Origin of the sequence: Pseudomonas sp. LAP_36, assembly GCF_019456785.1 — a bacterium.
Classification (GTDB): domain Bacteria; phylum Pseudomonadota; class Gammaproteobacteria; order Pseudomonadales; family Pseudomonadaceae; genus Aquipseudomonas; species Aquipseudomonas tritici.
In genome coordinates this window covers 241,509-256,792 of sequence record NZ_JAHZMS010000007.1, presented here as the reverse complement: position 1 = coordinate 256,792, position 15,284 = coordinate 241,509, and the positions used below count along the sequence as shown (strand labels likewise).

General features: G+C 59.1%; 15 protein-coding genes. 11 read left to right on the top strand and 4 right to left on the bottom strand.

Features of this window, described 5'->3' with window-relative positions; genetic code table 11:
* The first annotated feature begins 1 nt into the window (after position 1).
* The 11 genes from JBO08_RS22045 (at position 2) to JBO08_RS21995 (ending at position 11,333) form a co-directional block, all read left to right on the top strand.
* On the top strand, positions 2 to 937 hold the full coding sequence (locus JBO08_RS22045) for a glycosyltransferase family 2 protein (protein WP_065881748.1): 936 nt from the start codon (positions 2 to 4) through the stop codon (positions 935 to 937).
* 69 nt (positions 938 to 1,006) lie between these two features.
* Positions 1,007 to 2,128 (top strand): GDP-mannose 4,6-dehydratase, encoded by a 1,122-nt coding sequence (gene gmd, locus JBO08_RS22040; RefSeq protein WP_065876052.1) that lies wholly within the window; start codon positions 1,007 to 1,009, stop codon positions 2,126 to 2,128.
* A gap of 2 nt (positions 2,129 to 2,130) precedes the next feature.
* Complete coding sequence (locus JBO08_RS22035; protein ID WP_065891221.1) at positions 2,131 to 3,108, top strand: GDP-L-fucose synthase; 978 nt, start codon at positions 2,131 to 2,133, stop codon at positions 3,106 to 3,108.
* Positions 3,108 to 4,316: a glycosyltransferase WbuB gene (locus tag JBO08_RS22030; protein ID WP_065881743.1), complete on the top strand. Its 1,209-nt coding sequence runs from the start codon at positions 3,108 to 3,110 to the stop codon at positions 4,314 to 4,316. The genes JBO08_RS22035 and JBO08_RS22030 overlap by 1 nt, the downstream gene beginning before the upstream one ends.
* Before the next feature lie 4 nt (positions 4,317 to 4,320).
* Positions 4,321 to 4,779, top strand: coding sequence for a GDP-mannose mannosyl hydrolase (locus JBO08_RS22025; protein ID WP_065876055.1), 459 nt, complete (start codon positions 4,321 to 4,323; stop codon positions 4,777 to 4,779).
* 23 nt (positions 4,780 to 4,802) lie between these two features.
* Positions 4,803 to 6,212, top strand: a complete 1,410-nt coding sequence (locus JBO08_RS22020) for a mannose-1-phosphate guanylyltransferase/mannose-6-phosphate isomerase (RefSeq protein WP_220074944.1) — start codon at positions 4,803 to 4,805, stop codon at positions 6,210 to 6,212.
* A gap of 180 nt (positions 6,213 to 6,392) precedes the next feature.
* On the top strand, positions 6,393 to 6,632 hold the full coding sequence (locus tag JBO08_RS22015) for a hypothetical protein (RefSeq protein ID WP_065881740.1): 240 nt from the start codon (positions 6,393 to 6,395) through the stop codon (positions 6,630 to 6,632).
* 86 nt (positions 6,633 to 6,718) lie between these two features.
* Entirely contained in the window at positions 6,719 to 7,831 is a 1,113-nt protein-coding gene (locus tag JBO08_RS22010; RefSeq protein ID WP_065876058.1) for a polysaccharide biosynthesis/export family protein, read from the top strand.
* A 12-nt stretch (positions 7,832 to 7,843) separates the two neighbouring features.
* Positions 7,844 to 8,497 carry a YjbF family lipoprotein gene (locus JBO08_RS22005; protein WP_371905541.1) on the top strand — a complete coding sequence of 218 codons (654 nt, stop codon included), beginning with the start codon at positions 7,844 to 7,846 and terminating at the stop codon, positions 8,495 to 8,497.
* On the top strand, positions 8,494 to 9,261 hold the full coding sequence (locus tag JBO08_RS22000) for a capsule biosynthesis GfcC family protein (protein WP_065881738.1): 768 nt from the start codon (positions 8,494 to 8,496) through the stop codon (positions 9,259 to 9,261). Before JBO08_RS22005 ends, JBO08_RS22000 begins: the two co-directional genes overlap by 4 nt.
* Entirely contained in the window at positions 9,258 to 11,333 is a 2,076-nt protein-coding gene (locus JBO08_RS21995) for a YjbH domain-containing protein (protein WP_220074943.1), read from the top strand. The genes JBO08_RS22000 and JBO08_RS21995 overlap by 4 nt, the downstream gene beginning before the upstream one ends.
* 136 nt (positions 11,334 to 11,469) lie before the next feature.
* Here JBO08_RS21995 and JBO08_RS21990 read toward each other — a convergent pair whose 3' ends face one another.
* The 4 genes from JBO08_RS21990 to JBO08_RS21975 all read right to left on the bottom strand — a co-directional run bounded on the left by JBO08_RS21990 (position 11,470) and on the right by JBO08_RS21975 (position 15,196).
* On the bottom strand, positions 11,470 to 12,861 hold the full coding sequence (locus JBO08_RS21990) for an undecaprenyl-phosphate glucose phosphotransferase (protein ID WP_065876062.1): 1,392 nt from the start codon (positions 12,859 to 12,861) through the stop codon (positions 11,470 to 11,472).
* 230 nt (positions 12,862 to 13,091) lie between these two features.
* Positions 13,092 to 13,748: a winged helix-turn-helix domain-containing protein gene (locus JBO08_RS21985; RefSeq protein WP_065876063.1), complete on the bottom strand. Its 657-nt coding sequence runs from the start codon at positions 13,746 to 13,748 to the stop codon at positions 13,092 to 13,094.
* 31 nt (positions 13,749 to 13,779) lie between these two features.
* The gene (locus JBO08_RS21980; RefSeq protein ID WP_065876064.1) at positions 13,780 to 14,475 is read right to left on the bottom strand and encodes a hypothetical protein; all 696 of its coding nucleotides are present in this window, start codon (positions 14,473 to 14,475) and stop codon (positions 13,780 to 13,782) included.
* On the bottom strand, positions 14,468 to 15,196 hold the full coding sequence (locus JBO08_RS21975) for a winged helix-turn-helix domain-containing protein (protein WP_065876065.1): 729 nt from the start codon (positions 15,194 to 15,196) through the stop codon (positions 14,468 to 14,470). Before JBO08_RS21975 ends, JBO08_RS21980 begins: the two co-directional genes overlap by 8 nt.
* Positions 15,197 to 15,284: the final 88 nt, after the last annotated feature.

Below are 15,284 nucleotides of genomic sequence, written 5' to 3'. Positions count from 1 at the left end.
TATGAAGCGCGAAACCATCAGCGTGATCATCCTCACCTACAACGAAAGCCTGCACATCGCCCGGGCCATCGATTCGGTGCGGGCCTTCAGTGATGAAGTGCTGGTGGTGGATTCGTTCTCCACCGACGACACCTGCGACATCGCGCGTCGCCACGGCGCGCTGGTGGTGCAGCACCCCTTCGTCAACCAGGCCAAGCAGTTCCAGTGGGCGCTGGACCATTTGCCCATAACCGGTAATTGGACCTTGCGCCTGGACGCCGATGAAATCATTGAGGCTGACCTTGCCGCCGAGATCAACACGCGGCTGCCGACGTTGGCCAGTGATATCACCGGCATCAACTTCAAGCGCAAGCATATTTTCATGGGCCGCTGGGTACGCCATGGCGGGCGCTACCCTCTGAAGATGCTGCGGTTGTGGCGCACCGGCCTCGGTCGCATGGAAGACCGCTGGATGGACGAGCACATTTCGGTGGCTGAGGGCCGCACGATCACCCTGGAGGGTGGGTTTGCCGACCATAACCTGCATGACTTGACGTTCTTCACCCACAAGCACAACGGCTACGCCACCCGTGAAGCGATTGAAGTGCTTAACGCACGGCTCGGGTTGTTCGCGATCCGCGATGAGCTGCATACGGGGCAGAGTTCGTTCCAGGCCAAGGCCAAGCGCCTGGTCAAGAACCGTGTGTATAACCGCGTGCCGTTCACCCTGAGTTCGACGGCGTATTTCTTGTGGCGCTACATCATCCAACTGGGGTTTCTCGATGGCCGCAGCGGCTTGGTCTATCACTTGCTGCAGGGCTATTGGTACCGCTTCCTGGTGGGCGCCAAGGTGCTCGAACTGGAAACCGCGATTGCTCATTTAAACGATAAGGACGCCATTGTCCGGGAACTTTCAAAGTTGACCGGACATAACTTGAACCTGCCCACACCGAAGTAACTGACCGTTTTTAACAAACACCCAAGTTTGGGTGTCGGCCTTCGCTCGCCTATCAATTGGGAGACAGACATGAATAAAGTCGCGCTTATCACCGGAATTACCGGTCAGGATGGCTCGTATCTGGCGGAACTGCTGCTGGAAAAAGGCTATACCGTGCACGGCCTCAAGCGACGTTCTTCGTCGTTCAATACGCAGCGTATCGATCACATTTACCAGGACCCGCAGGCCCTGCATAAAAACCTGATCCTGCACTATGGCGACCTGGCGGATTCGTCGAACCTGACGCGCATCATCCAGCAGATCCAGCCCGACGAAATCTACAACCTCGGCGCGCAATCCCACGTGGCGGTGAGCTTTGATTCGCCGGAATACACCGCCGATGTGGATGCCCTGGGCACCTTGCGCATTCTCGAAGCGATCCGTCTGCTGGGCCTGGAAAAGAAGACCCGTTTCTACCAGGCCTCGACCTCCGAATTATACGGGCTGGTGCAGGAGACCCCGCAGAAGGAAACCACGCCGTTCTACCCGCGTTCGCCCTATGCCGTGGCCAAGCTGTACGCCTACTGGATCACCGTGAATTTCCGCGAGGCCTATGGGCTGTATGCGTGCAACGGGATCCTGTTCAACCACGAGTCGCCGCGTCGCGGTGAGACCTTCGTGACACGCAAGATCACCCGCGCCCTGGCCAACATCGCCCTGGGCCTGGAGCCGTGCCTGTACATGGGCAACATGGATGCCCTGCGGGATTGGGGGCATGCCAAGGATTACGTGCGCATGCAGTGGATGATGCTGCAACAGGACAGCCCCGAGGACTTTGTGATCGCCACCGGCGTGCAGTATTCGGTGCGTGATTTTATTCGCTGGTCGGCGGCGGAACTGGGACTGGGCTTGCGCTTTGTCGGTGAGGGCGTGGACGAGGTGGCGGTGGTCGAGCACATTGCCGGCGACCTGGCGCCGGGCATCCTGGTGGGCGATGTGATTGTGCGCGTCGACCCGCGTTACTTCCGCCCGGCAGAAGTCGAGACGCTGCTCGGTGACCCGTCCAAGGCCAAACGCTCGCTCGGTTGGGTGCCTGAGATCACGGCGCAGGAAATGTGCGCGGAGATGGTCCGCGAAGACCTGAAGATCGCCCGGCGCCACGCCTTGTTGCGCCTGCACGGGCATGACGCACCGATTGCCGTGGAGAACTGAGCATGGCACGTGATCTTGATGCGCGGATCTTTGTCGCCGGCCATCGTGGCATGGTCGGCTCGGCCATCGTGCGCCGGCTGTGGGCGCTGGGGTATACGCAGATCCTCACCGCCGGCCGCAATGAGCTGGACCTGCTCGACCCGGCGGCGGTGCAGGCGTATTTCGCCAAGCAGCGTGTGGACCAGGTGTACCTGGCGGCTGCCAAGGTGGGCGGGATTCATGCCAACGCGACTTACCCGGCGGATTTCATCTACCAGAACCTGATGATCCAGGCCAACGTGATCCATGCCGCCCACAGCCATGGCGTGCAGCACCTGTTGTTCCTCGGTTCGTCGTGCATTTACCCGGTGCATGCGCCGCAACCGATGATCGAGGCGGTGTTGTTAGATGGCGCGCTGGAACCCACCAACGAGCCTTATGCGGTGGCCAAGATTGCCGGGATCAAGCTGTGCGAGAGCTACAACCGCCAGCATGGCCGCGATTACCGCAGTGTGATGCCGACCAACCTGTACGGGCCGGGCGATAACTATCACCCGGAAAACAGCCATGTCATCGCAGCCTTGTTGCGGCGTTTCCATGAGGCGACCCAGCGCGGTGATGAGGAGGTGGTGATCTGGGGCAGTGGCCGGCCGCGACGTGAGTTTTTACATGTGGATGACATGGCGGCGGCCAGCGTGCATGTCATGGAACTCGACGCCGCGCGTTACCGCGAGCAGACCCAGCCAATGTGCTCGCACCTGAACGTCGGCACCGGAATGGATTGCACCATCGCCGAACTGGCCCAGGCCCTGGTACGCGTGACCGGCTTCCAGGGGCGTTTGCGCTTCGACGCCAGCAAGCCCGATGGCGCGCCACGCAAGTTGCTGGATGTGAGCCGTATCAATGCCCTTGGCTGGAAGGCCTACGTGCCGCTGGAGGAGGGCTTGCGCGACGCCTACAACGCTTATCTCGCGGCCCTCGAACAGCCTCGGGGCCAGTGATGAAAATCCTTCTGTATGGCATCAATTACAGCCCGGAACTCACCGGTATCGGCAAGTACAGCGGTGAACAGGCACGCTGGTTGGCCGAGCAGGGGCATGAGGTGCGAGTGGTGACGGCGCCACCGTATTACCCACAGTGGCAGGTGGGCGAAGGGTATTCGCCGTGGCGCTTTCGCACCGAGCAGGACGCGGGCGTGACGGTGATTCGCTGCCCACTGTATGTGCCGCGCCAGCCCACCGCGTTGACCCGCCTGCTGCACCTGCTGAGCTTTTCCGCCAGCTCGTTTCTGGCGGTGCTGGGGCAACTGCGCTGGAAACCCGACCTGGTGATGCTGGTGGTGCCCACGCTGTTGTGCGCGCCCCAAGCGTTATTGCTGGCCAAGCTCAGCGGTGCACGGTCGGTGTTGCATATCCAGGATTATGAAGTGGATGCGATGTTCGGCCTGGGCATCGGCGGCGGTTCCTTGTTGCGGCGCCTGGCGTTTGGGATCGAGCGCTGGTTGCTGCGACGTTTTGATCGGGTCTCGACGATTTCCAGCGGCATGCTCGACAAGGCCCGTGGCAAAGGTGTGAACAGCAAGCGCCTGCTGTTTTTTCCCAATTGGTCGGAAACCTCGCGTTTTCGCCAAGTAGCGCACAGCCACGCTTTGGTTGAGCGCCTGGGTGTGCCGCCGGGAGCACGGGTGTTGTTGTACTCCGGCAACATCGGTGAGAAGCAGGGCTTGGAGCTGATCCTTGACGCCGCCCAGGCCCATGCCGATCGCCCGGAGCTGGTATTTCTGGTCGTCGGCCAGGGCACCGGCAAGGCGCGCTTGCTCGAACGGGTGCAGCGCGATGGCCTGCGCAATGTGCTGTTCGCGCCGTTGCAGGCCTACGAGGATTTACCGGCGCTGCTGGCCTCGGCCGATGCGCACCTGGTGATCCAGAAGCGCGGAGTGGCGGACGCGGTGTTGCCGTCCAAGCTCACCAACATCCTGGCGGTGGGTGGCAATGCAATTATCACCGCCGACCCAGACACCACACTCGGCCGCCTGTGCCAGGAACACACGGGCATTGCGGTGTTGATCGAGCCGGAATCCGTCGCGGCGCTGAACGCAGGAATCGAGCGGGTGCTGGCCTTGCCCGCGCGCAATGAGGTGGCGTTGAACTACGCCAAGGAGTTCCTCGACAAGGAACGCATTCTGCAACGCTTTCTGGCACAGGTTTGATGGTATGTGGCTTGATTTATCGACCTTCCAAACGGTCGTGGCATCGACGCCATTAGTGGCGATCGACCTGGTGGTGAGAAACCGCCGTGGCGATGTTTTTCTCGGCCTGCGCGTCAACCGGCCGGCCTATGGTTTCTGGTTCGTGCCCGGTGGGCGCATCCAGAAAAACGAAAGCCTGGACAGCGCTTTCCGGCGCATCACCCTGGATGAGTTGGGGCGCACATTCGAGCGCGCCAGTGCACGGCTGCTGGGGGTGTTCGAGCACTTTTACGATGACAGTGTCTTCGCCAACGCCGGGGCCGGGCCGGACACCCACTACGTGGTGCTCAGCTATTGCCTGGAGCTTGACGACGACCCAACGCTGCAGCCACCTGTCGAGCAACACCAGCATTACCGCTGGTGGCCGCAGGATGAGCTGCGCTTCAGTCCGCGAGTGCATAAACACACCCGTGCCTACTTCTGAATCTCTGTCCCAAGGATGCTCTCATGTTAATACCCGTGATCATGGCAGGCGGTTCGGGGTCGCGCCTGTGGCCGCTCTCGCGGCAACTGAACCCCAAGCAGTTCCTGCGCCTGACCGACGCGCACCTGTCGATGCTGCAGCAGACCATCACGCGACTTGCTGGTGCCAACGTGGCGTTGCCGCAGCTGATCTGCAACGAACAACACCGCTTTCTGGTGGCCGAGCAATTGCGCCAGCTGGGCATGGAACAGGCGAGCATCCTGCTCGAGCCCGTGGGGCGAAACACGGCGCCAGCCATCGCCCTGGCGGCGTGCAAGGCCGTCGCCGAGGCCGAGGACCCGATCCTGCTCGTGCTGGCGGCAGACCATTTGATCGAAGACATCCCGGCGTTTCATGCCAGCCTGGAAGTGGCACTGCCGCTGGCCAGGGACGGCAAGCTGGTGACCTTCGGCATCACGCCCACCAGCGCGCATACCGGCTACGGCTATATCGAGCAAGGTGCTGGGGTGGGCGAGGGCGGTTATCGGGTCAAGCGCTTCGTCGAGAAGCCGGACGCGGCCACGGCGGCGCAGTATGTGGCCGGCGGTGAGCATTACTGGAACAGCGGCATGTTCATGTTTCGCGCCAGCCGCTACCTAGAGGAGCTCGAACACTTCCAGCCGGCGATTCTCGAAGCCTGCCGCGTGGCACTGGAGGGCGGTAGCCAGGACCTGCCGTTTACCCGTGTGCATGCCGCGACCTTTGCCACGTGCCCGGACGACTCCATCGACTACGCCGTCATGGAAAAAACCAGTGACGCGGTGATGGTGCCGTTGCAGGCGGGCTGGAGCGATATTGGCTCATGGTCGGCGTTGTGGGAGGCCAGTGCAAAAGACGCCTGCGGCAATGTGTTGCGCGGCGATGGGTTGCTGCTGGATAGCCACAACACCTATGTCCACGCCGACAGTCGATTGGTCGCCACGGTTGGCGTGCAGGACCTGATCATCGTCGAGACCAAGGATGCCGTGCTGGTGGCCCACAAGGACCAGGTGCAGCAGGTCAAAGGCATCGTCGACCAGCTCAAGCTGGCCGGGCGGCATGAACACCTCAACCACCGTGAGGTGTATCGGCCGTGGGGCATGTATGACTCGGTGGATAACGGCCAGCGTTACCAGGTCAAGCGCATCACCGTGAAGCCGGGGGCCAAGCTGTCGGTGCAGATGCATCACCACCGTGCTGAGCACTGGATCGTGGTCAGCGGCACGGCTCGGGTTACCAATGGCGAGCAGACTTACCTGGTCTCGGAAAACCAGTCGACCTATATCCCCATTGGCCAGGTGCACGCGCTGGAAAATCCGGGGGTGATCCCGTTGGAGTTGATTGAAGTGCAGTCGGGCTCCTACCTGGGTGAAGACGACATTGTGCGTTTTGAAGATAAGTACGGACGGACCTGAAGTTTCCGACAATTAATAACGTTTTATACAACTTCAATAGCACTCAATGCAGGGGCGGCCGGGCACTTCGCCGGGAAAACGTTATTTTCAACTAATCACGTTAAATCTTACCTGTCTGGTGTGCTGTTTAGTTGGGTGGCACTATCGGCCTGACTACTCACTGACGATAAGGAGTCTGTTATGAGGAAATCACTGGCTATTATTATGCTCAGTGTCTTGAGTACGTCCGCGTTGGCTGCCGAGTTGCCGTTGGGGCTCGACACCGCCGTGGTGGGGTCTGTGACAGTAGGGGAAACCCTGCTGGTCGGCAGCGCCCTTGTTGCCGGCGTTGCCGCTGCATCCAGCAGCGGCGGCAGTTCCAACGGCGGCACCACCACGGGTACCACTGGCACGACCGGCACCACAGGTACCGGCAACTAGTTGTAAGCCTTCCGCTTTTGGACCGCTTGGATTCCCCGCCCAAGTGGTCTTTTTTTCTTGTCGTTTATCGCGAGTGTCCTAGCACTATGATGCGTATTTTTTCTGTTGCGGCCGTGGCCGCTGCATTGTTGCAAGGCTGCATGTTTGCCCCAGGCCAATATATGGATACCGCGGCGTTGACCGAGGAGGGCGGGGCTGAAAACAGTCGGGTGGATTTAATTCCTATCACGCCAAAGTTGCTCGCCATGGACGCGGCAACCCAAGTGCCTTATTCCATACCAGCGGAACTATTAAGTTATAAGCCTGGCCCCTATTTGATCGGCGCCAATGACGCGCTGTATATCACCGTGTGGGATCACCCTGAACTCACCGCACCTTCCGGTCCACAGCAGCAGATCGACGCCAACGGGCGGCTGGTCAACCCCGACGGCAAACTGTTTTACCCCTATGTGGGTCCGCTGGTCGCCAAGGGGCGTTCGATTGAAGCGCTGCGCAATGAGATCACTGACAAGTTGCGCCAATACATCGACAGCCCACAGGTAGACGTCAGCGTGCTGCGTTTTGCCAGCCAGCGCGTGGTGGTGACTGGCGCTGTCGCCAAGGCGGGGCCGCTGCCGATCACCACCATCCCGATGAGTGTGATGGAGGCTGTCTCCACGTCGGGGATCGACCCGCTGAATGCCGACCTGTCGAACCTGACGCTCACCCGTGGCGGCAAGCGCTACACCCTGGACCTCGACACGCTCAACCTGGAGCAGTCGCGCTTGAACGACATTTACCTCAAGGACGGCGACCAGCTGTACCTGGCCTACAACGACCGCAAACGCATCTATGTGATGGGCGAGGTCATGCAGCCGCGTGCGCTGAGCTTCAAGACCCGCAGCATGAACCTTTCCGACGTGCTCGGCTCGGTGGGTGGGGTCAACCAGAACACCTCCAACGCCGACGCCATCTATGTGATCCGCGGCGCGCAGAATATCGCGGCAGAGCCGGCCAAGGTGTTCCAGCTGGAAGCGGCTTCTCCTTCGGCCATGGCCCTGGCCACGCGCTTTGAGGTGCAGCCTCAGGATGTCGTGTTTGTCGGCCCCGCCAATATCACGCGCTGGAACCGCTTTATCAGCCAGTTGATCCCTTCCGCCACGATCGTCGGCATCGGCGCGTCCACTCAGAACAACCTGAGCGAAGTCAGCAACCGATAGGGTGGAACCTGCGTGAACACTCTTAAAATCGCTACTTACATGGGGTTGGCGTGGCTGCTGGGTGGCTGCAATCCGCTGATGACCGCCTCCCTCGACACGTTCAGGGCGGCCGTGGCCGGGCCCGCGCCGCTGGTGTTGACCCAGGCGCAGGTGGATGCCGTGCCGTTCCCGCAGATCAAGGTCACCACAGTGTCCAGCCAAGGGGTGATGGCGCTGATTCGCCAGCGCGGCGACCTGCAGTTCTGGGTGGCGTCGGGCAAGCAGGTGCTGCTGATGCGTGACGGCCTGGTGGTGCGCACGGTTGGCCTCGGTGCCGAGCTGGATGGCACGCACTGGCAGGGGCAATCACCGTTTCAGCTGGGGTTGCACCGTGTGCCGGATGGCTATCGCAGTACGCGGCAAATCGATTGGGTGGGTGGCTATCGCATGGGTATCCCACTGACCAGTCGCATGACGCGCAAGGGCATCGAAACCATCGAGATTCTCGACAAACCCTATGCCTTGTTACGGATCGACGAAGACGTTGAAGGCGCTGGTTTTAAGGCGCGCAACCGTTACTGGGTCGACCCCGCCGACGGTTTTATTGTGCAGAGCGAGCAGCACCTTTCGCCCAGCCTGACCCTGACCATCACCCAGTTGCAACCCACCCGTAAGGACGCCCGATGACCCGTCGAACCCTCACGGCGCTGGTCCTGTTGTGCAGCTGTGCCAGTGTGAGCCAGGCCGCCATGACGGTCAGCGGCCAGGTACGCAACCCAGGCCCCATTGCGCTGCAAACCGGGGCACGCTTGTTGGAGGTGATCACGGCGGCGCAACCGGATGCCGAAGGCTATTGGCTGGGCGCTGCCTGGCTGCATCAACCGTTGCTTGAAGGTCAGGCGCGGCTCAAGGCCGGCGTGTTGTTTGACCTGCAAACCCTGCACCAGGCCGCGTTGGCGGCGGGGCACGTAGGTCGTGCCGCTGTTGCCGCGCAGGTGTATCAACAGGTGCAGGCCTTACCGGTGACCGGCCGCCAGTTGGCGGTGCTGGACCCGGTGGCGGTGGAGGTCGGTTTTGCGCCGAACCTGCCGGTCAGCGAGGGCGACCGCCTGGTGTACCCGCCGAGGCCTGACAGCGTGCGTGTGCTGGGCGCGGTGGCCGCGGCGTGCACCTTGGTATTTCAGCCACAACAGCAGGCGCGCGACTACCTCGCCGCGTGCCCGCCATCCGTGGAAGCGGACGCCGATTACCTGTGGCTGATCCAGCCCGACGGGCAGGTCACGCGTTTGGGCATTGCCCCCTGGAACCGCAAAGACGGCGCCGCCCCTGCGCCCGGCAGCACATTGTTGGTGCCGATTCGCAGCGATGACCTGGACCCGCTCACCCCTGAACTGAATCAGCAATTGGCCGAGTTTCTCGCCACCCAACCCCTGGCCGAGGTCACGCCTTGAAATTATGTATTGCGGCCGTGCTGCTGGTGCCCTGTGGCGTCGCGCATGGCGATCCCCGTTACACTCAAAGCGATTTTGGCGGGGTGGGATTGCTGCAAACCCCCACCGCGCGCATGGCGCCCGCCGGCGAGCTGAGCATCAACGCCAACCGCACCGAGCCCTATAGCCGCTACAGTTTTTCGGCGCAGCCGCTGGACTGGCTGGAAGGCACCTTTCGCTACACCGCGATCACCAACCGCCTGTATGGCGCCGAGTCGTTCAGCGGCGGCCAGAGCTACAAGGACAAGGCCGTCGACGCCAAAGTGCGCCTGTACCAGGAAAGCCATTGGCTGCCGGAAGTGGCGCTGGGGTTCATGGACCTGGGCGGCACCGGCTTGTTTTCCAGCGAGTACCTGGTGGCCAACAAGCGTTATGGCGATGTGGATTTCAGCGCCGGCATCGCCTGGGGTTACATGGGCAGTCGCGGTGATTTCGGCAACCCGTTGGGCGTGTTGGATGATCGTTACAACAGGCGGCCCACCGCCGAAGGTTCCGGCAGTTTTTCCAACGGCTATTTTCGCGGCCGGCCCGCGTTGTTTGGCGGGATCGCTTACCAAACGCCCTGGGCGCCGTTGAGCCTCAAGCTCGAGGTTGAAGGTAACGACTACAAGGACGAACCCCGGGACAACTCGTTTCGCCAGGACTCGCCGTTCAACCTGGGCCTGGTCTACAAGCTCGCCGACTCCATCGACGTGAGTGCTGCCTGGGAACGCGGCAACACCGCGATGTTCGGCATCACCCTGCACACCAATTTTGCCAGCCGCAAGGCACCGGCAAAAACCTACGACCCACCGGCCCCCCCATTGCCGGCCAAGGCACCGAGCACACCGCCCGACCAGGTGGACTGGGCGGCAGTCTCCCAGCGTCTGCATGACAATGCCGGCTACAACGTGCAGCGCATCACTCAACGCGGGCCGGAGCTGGTGGTGTATGGCGAACAGCAGCGCTACTTCCACAGCGCCAAGGCGGTAGGGCGTGCCAGCCGTATCCTGGACAACAGCGTGAACGACCAGATTGATTGGTTCACGTTGGTCAGCGAACGTTATGCCATGCCGATCGAGGAAACCAGCGTACCCCGCGAGACCTTCCGCGAGGTGGTCAACAACCGCGAAGACTTGCAGGACCTGCACCGTCAGGTCGAAGTCAATCGCGCCAGTGAACGCACGCAGACGCTGCTCTATACCCAACCGCCCAAGCCGTTCAGCTATGGCATCGGCCTTGGCTATAAGCAGAACGTCGGCGGGCCGGATGGCTTGCTCTACCAGGTTTCCGCCGATCTCGACGCCGAATACCGCTTTACCCGCAACACGTGGTGGAGCGGCTTGTTGAGCGTCAACCTGCTGAACAACTACGACGGTTTTACCTATGACGCGCCCACGGGTTTGCCCCGGGTTCGTACCGACCTGCGCAAGTACATGACCAGCGCTGACGTCACCCTCCCGACCTTCCAGCTCAACCATGCGCAGCGCCTGGACCAGGACCTGTACGGCATGGTCTACGGCGGTTTGCTCGAGTCGATGTACGCCGGTGTCGGCAGCGAACTGCTGTACCGGCCGATGGGCCAGGGCTGGGCCGTGGGGGCCGACCTGAACTACGTGCGCCAGCGCGGCTTCGAGCAGGATTTCAGCCTGCGTGATTACCGCACGGTGACCGGGCATATCACCGGCTACACCGACCTGCCGTTCAACCTGCAGGGCGCCTTGAGCGTCGGTCGATACCTGGCCAGGGACTGGGGGGCGACGCTGGACCTGTCGCGGGAATTCAACAATGGCGTGCGTATCGGTGCGTGGATCACCCGTACCAACGTGTCCAAGGAAGAGTTTGGTGAAGGCAGCTTCGACAAAGGCCTCTACCTGTCCATTCCGTTCGATGAGTTGATGAGCCTGTCGACCATGCGCCGTGCCAACCTGGTGTGGGCACCGCTGACGCGTGACGGCGGCGCGCGGTTGAATCGCGCCTATTCATTGCATTCGATGACGGATGGACGGGACAGTGACTTGTTCTACAAGAACATCGACAAGATGACGGAGTGAGGCGGGAAGGGGGGCTTGAAGGTCTAATCCCAGTCCGCCAAAGGCTAACACCGTACCTGTGGCGAGGGAGCAAGTACCTTTCGCCTTAGCGGCGGTTTAACTGACGGGTATCAGACTTGAACGTCCAGCTTTTCTGTCAGTAGATATCCTTGGACAGCAGCGTAAATGGCGTCTTCACCAGGATCTTGATATCTAGCCACAGCGACCAGGTATTGATGTAGAGCAGGTCGATATCGACGCGTTTTTGCATCTTCTCCAGTGTCTCGGTCTCACCCCGGCAACCATTGATCTGCGCCAGCCCCGTGATACCGGGCTTGATGCGATGACGCGCCATGTACGCGTGAATCTTCCCCGAGTAATAGTCGTTATGCGCAACGGCATGGGGCCGCGGGCCGACCAGGGCCATGTGCCCTTGCAGCACGTTGAACAGCTGTGGCAATTCATCGATGGAGGTACGCCGGATAAACCGGCCGACCGGGGTGATGCGCGAGTCGTTGCGGCTGGCCTGGCGTACCTCTTGGTCGTCATGCATGCGCATCGAGCGGAACTTCCATACCTTGATCACCTCGCCATTCCAGCCATGGCGGTCCTGTTTGAAAATCACCGGGCCGGGAGAGGTGAGCTTGATCAGCAGGGCGAACACCAACAATAACGGGCTCAGCACCAGGATCGCCAGCAAGGCCAGGCTCTTGTCCAGCAATGACTTGCTCAGGGCAGCGGTGGGGCGGCTGGTCAGCGGGCTTTCGTTGAGGAAGATCGCCGGCAACCCATCCACTTCGGCCACGCAATGATTGAGTAGCAGCATGTTGTTGAGGTCGGGCACCCAGATCACATCGACGCTGATTTCCAGCAAGTTGAGGTACAGCGCCTCGATGTGGGTGGCATCCTGCAACGAGTGAGTGATGTAGAGCCGGCGAATGCCGTGCTGCCGGATCAGTTGCGGTAATTGCGGCAGTTCGCCGAGTATCTGCGATTGCGCCTCCGACGCCGCATCGGCGTGGCTACCGACCAGTCCAACCAAAGGTGAACGCTTCTGGCGCGACAGCGTTTTGGCCAAGTCGACCGCCAGTTTGCCGGTGCCCACGATCAATGACTTGTGCCGCTGGTGAAGTTGGCGATGGTAATACCTGGACAGGCTGTGCAACGGGATATAACACAGTGCCAACAGTGGGTAACTGACTGCCGCCCACAACAGTAAAATTTCCAGAGGAAACAATGAACTGGCATTACAGGCAATGCCCACGGCAAACAATATACCTATGGTCAGCAACCAACCCATGAATAGTCGACCTAGGCCCACGCCATAATCGTCTTTCTTACTATACACATCACACAGGCTATACGCAGGCAGCGACGCCAGTATGGTAAAGGCGGCCAAGACACGATAGTTATATTCAAGTTGACCGGTTTTCAAGAACACCAACATAAACAACAGTGTCACGACCAAACCCGATGCGAGCGTCCACTGGCCCCAGAACGTCAAACCCTTGGGCGTCAGGTTGCGATGCATTCTAGTGTTGTTCAGCATAGTTCTGCTCCCGGTGGTGACCACGTGCGTGGTGGCAGGGTTTAATCACGCGGTGCAATACCGCACTAAAACGACAGGCACGCGCAAGCGCGTACCCGTGGATAGTAATGAACGGCAGGGAGCATTGGCTGACGACTTATAACAAGGCCAGCGAGATCTTATTAGAGGGTGTTATAAAAAGGCAGGTATCAATAGGCAGGGTGAGTGATAAAGTGTCAGTTGTCTTATAGTTATCGGCGTGACTGAGTCAGCTCGAGCGGCTTTTTGATTTTTTGGGTGAGGCAATAACCACGGTTTCTGACTGCACGAAACAAACGTTCGCCGTCGTTGGCCCGCTTGAACTTTTCTTGCAGTCGACTCAGGCACATTTCCAATCCGCGATATAACTCGGGCTCGCGCCCGATATTACGGATCAACTCTTCCTTGCTCACGACGCGCTCTTCATGATGCAACATTTTTTTAATCAATGCGGATTCAATGGTGGTCAAGGAGATGCGCAAGCCGCCCTTGACCAGGGTTCGGTCATGCTGGGTCAGCAGCCAGAAATCCTGAGACAGTTGAGTTCGCTCAGGGGTTATTTCCGCAGGACGAGTATGGTTTTTTGGCGTGCTGTCATGATCCTTTGGCGTGGGCATTCTGGATTCTTGTCGCACGGCGGTAGAAGAATGTAAGGGTAGCGTTATGGTATGGGTAATGACATAGGTGTTCAGCCGTGGGTGTTCACTGGGGCTGGAATGTCGATGGCTAACTCCGCGTTTTTTGTCGGCGACCTGCGTGGTTGCTGGCTCACCAATATCATAATGAAACAGCTCTGCATTGGGCGTGAAGTCCCGCAGTGCGATAGCGGGAACTGTCGGTGTAAAGGCGTATTTCTTGAGAGAACTCATGGTGTTCACCGGTATCAGGAAGATGCAGTTGTTATAAGCGGTCAGCAGGAGAGTAATAACCGCCCTGAAAGTATTCGAAAGGCAGGTTTTTAGCCAGAACGGCGCTGTCGGCAAATTCAACCGTGTCAGCAATGAAACATACCCGGGTCGCACTGATCAGCTCTAGCATGCGGTCGTAGAGCCGATCGAACAGATCGGAGCGTGTGTTGAGACTCAGCCGGAGCGCGGAATCCGGGAAGGGCATTTTTATATAGTCGTAAAGCTTGAGGTCGATCAACAGATCTGCCGGCTTTGTATCGAGTCTGTAATTATTGTAGGCAAGTGTGAGGCTGCATTGGTCTTTTAGTTTATATAGCTGGCGCACCATCGCCCTGCGTTCAACCGGACCGGGCAGGGCATCCAACGGGTTATCGATACTGAGGGTGAAGGGAAGTTTGTGCTTTTCCAGTGACTGGGCAGTCTGAATAATGCACGTATGAAAGTCTTCGTTCATTAATACGGCTTGATTAATCCGCAGGAACGTGTGGCTTACCGTTGGGTTCAAGGCATTGCGCCGTGCGCTGATACGCTGAAGTGCCTCGCTGTAGGCACTTTGAGGTAATGCCTGAGTGTCCTTGGACGTCAGGCTGATTTCATTGCCCCAGAGTGTATGGTTGCGGTCAACAATGGCTTGCCTGACAAGGTTGAAGTCCACACTGTGCGCAGGGGATATTCTCTCGCTATTCACGATTCGACCTCTCTTGGGCGGTTTGCAAATGGCTGGCGCAAATAAGACCGCGGCTTAGTTTGTATCCATAACCGCGGATATTCTGAATGATATTGTCACCGTAGTGTGCCTTGATTTTACTGCGCAATCGGCTGATGGATTTTTCCAGCGCGCGGGAGTCATAGTATTTGGTATTAAGTCCCATGACGGCGGCGATCTCATTGTGACTGAGTAGTCGACGCTGGATAAGCGCTTCCAATACTTTCATTTCAACAAAAGAGATTTCCAGTTTTTTGCCGTCACCGTGAATGCACATGCGGTCCTGATCGAGCACTAGGGCGCAACGATTCAGTCGTGCCGTCTCGCTGAGTAAGTCTTCAAACAGGCTCGATTTTTTTTCAGGGGATGTTTCTATCACTTTGATGCAGTAGTCCGCACCGGCCAGATAGTATTTGGTTTTACTCAAGGTCGAGGCAAAAGTGATAACGACGAATATCGTGCAGCCAGGGTTTTTATCTCGGGTTTTTCTTATTATCTCCAGCGTTTGATTGCTGGCCGAGGGGGTGTCGATTTCTATAATGATGGCACGGTAGTTTCCGTGGCTTTCGTGGGGGTCAACTAGTTGTTCGTAGTAACGTGTATCGACTTTTAAATCATCCGTTACAGTGCGAACTATGAGCGCTCGAAAGTCCTCCGATTTAGATTGAGTCCGTGCAATAGCGAGGACATTGGAAAAATGCATCACCTACTCCCTTTTCCGGCATGCAAGGCCGTCAGTTCAATCGCTGCTAGCGTTTAGATACTAATCGAATTGAATACGGCAAAACGTG

Excerpts from the sequence above, each read along its gene's own strand:
- JBO08_RS21985 (WP_065876063.1), bottom strand. The coding sequence starts at position 13,748 with ATGAGTTCTCTCAAGAAATACGCCTTTACACCGACAGTTCCCGCTATC.
- JBO08_RS21975 (WP_065876065.1), bottom strand. The coding sequence starts at position 15,196 with ATGCATTTTTCCAATGTCCTCGCTATTGCACGGACTCAATCTAAATCG.
- JBO08_RS21990 (WP_065876062.1), bottom strand. The coding sequence starts at position 12,861 with ATGCTGAACAACACTAGAATGCATCGCAACCTGACGCCCAAGGGTTTG.
- JBO08_RS22025 (WP_065876055.1), top strand. The coding sequence starts at position 4,321 with ATGTGGCTTGATTTATCGACCTTCCAAACGGTCGTGGCATCGACGCCA.
- JBO08_RS22030 (WP_065881743.1), top strand. The coding sequence starts at position 3,108 with ATGAAAATCCTTCTGTATGGCATCAATTACAGCCCGGAACTCACCGGT.
- JBO08_RS22010 (WP_065876058.1), top strand. The coding sequence starts at position 6,719 with ATGATGCGTATTTTTTCTGTTGCGGCCGTGGCCGCTGCATTGTTGCAA.
- JBO08_RS22000 (WP_065881738.1), top strand. The coding sequence starts at position 8,494 with ATGACCCGTCGAACCCTCACGGCGCTGGTCCTGTTGTGCAGCTGTGCC.
- JBO08_RS22045 (WP_065881748.1), top strand. The coding sequence starts at position 2 with ATGAAGCGCGAAACCATCAGCGTGATCATCCTCACCTACAACGAAAGC.
- JBO08_RS22015 (WP_065881740.1), top strand. The coding sequence starts at position 6,393 with ATGAGGAAATCACTGGCTATTATTATGCTCAGTGTCTTGAGTACGTCC.
- JBO08_RS22035 (WP_065891221.1), top strand. The coding sequence starts at position 2,131 with ATGGCACGTGATCTTGATGCGCGGATCTTTGTCGCCGGCCATCGTGGC.
- JBO08_RS22020 (WP_220074944.1), top strand. The coding sequence starts at position 4,803 with ATGTTAATACCCGTGATCATGGCAGGCGGTTCGGGGTCGCGCCTGTGG.
- gmd (WP_065876052.1), top strand. The coding sequence starts at position 1,007 with ATGAATAAAGTCGCGCTTATCACCGGAATTACCGGTCAGGATGGCTCG.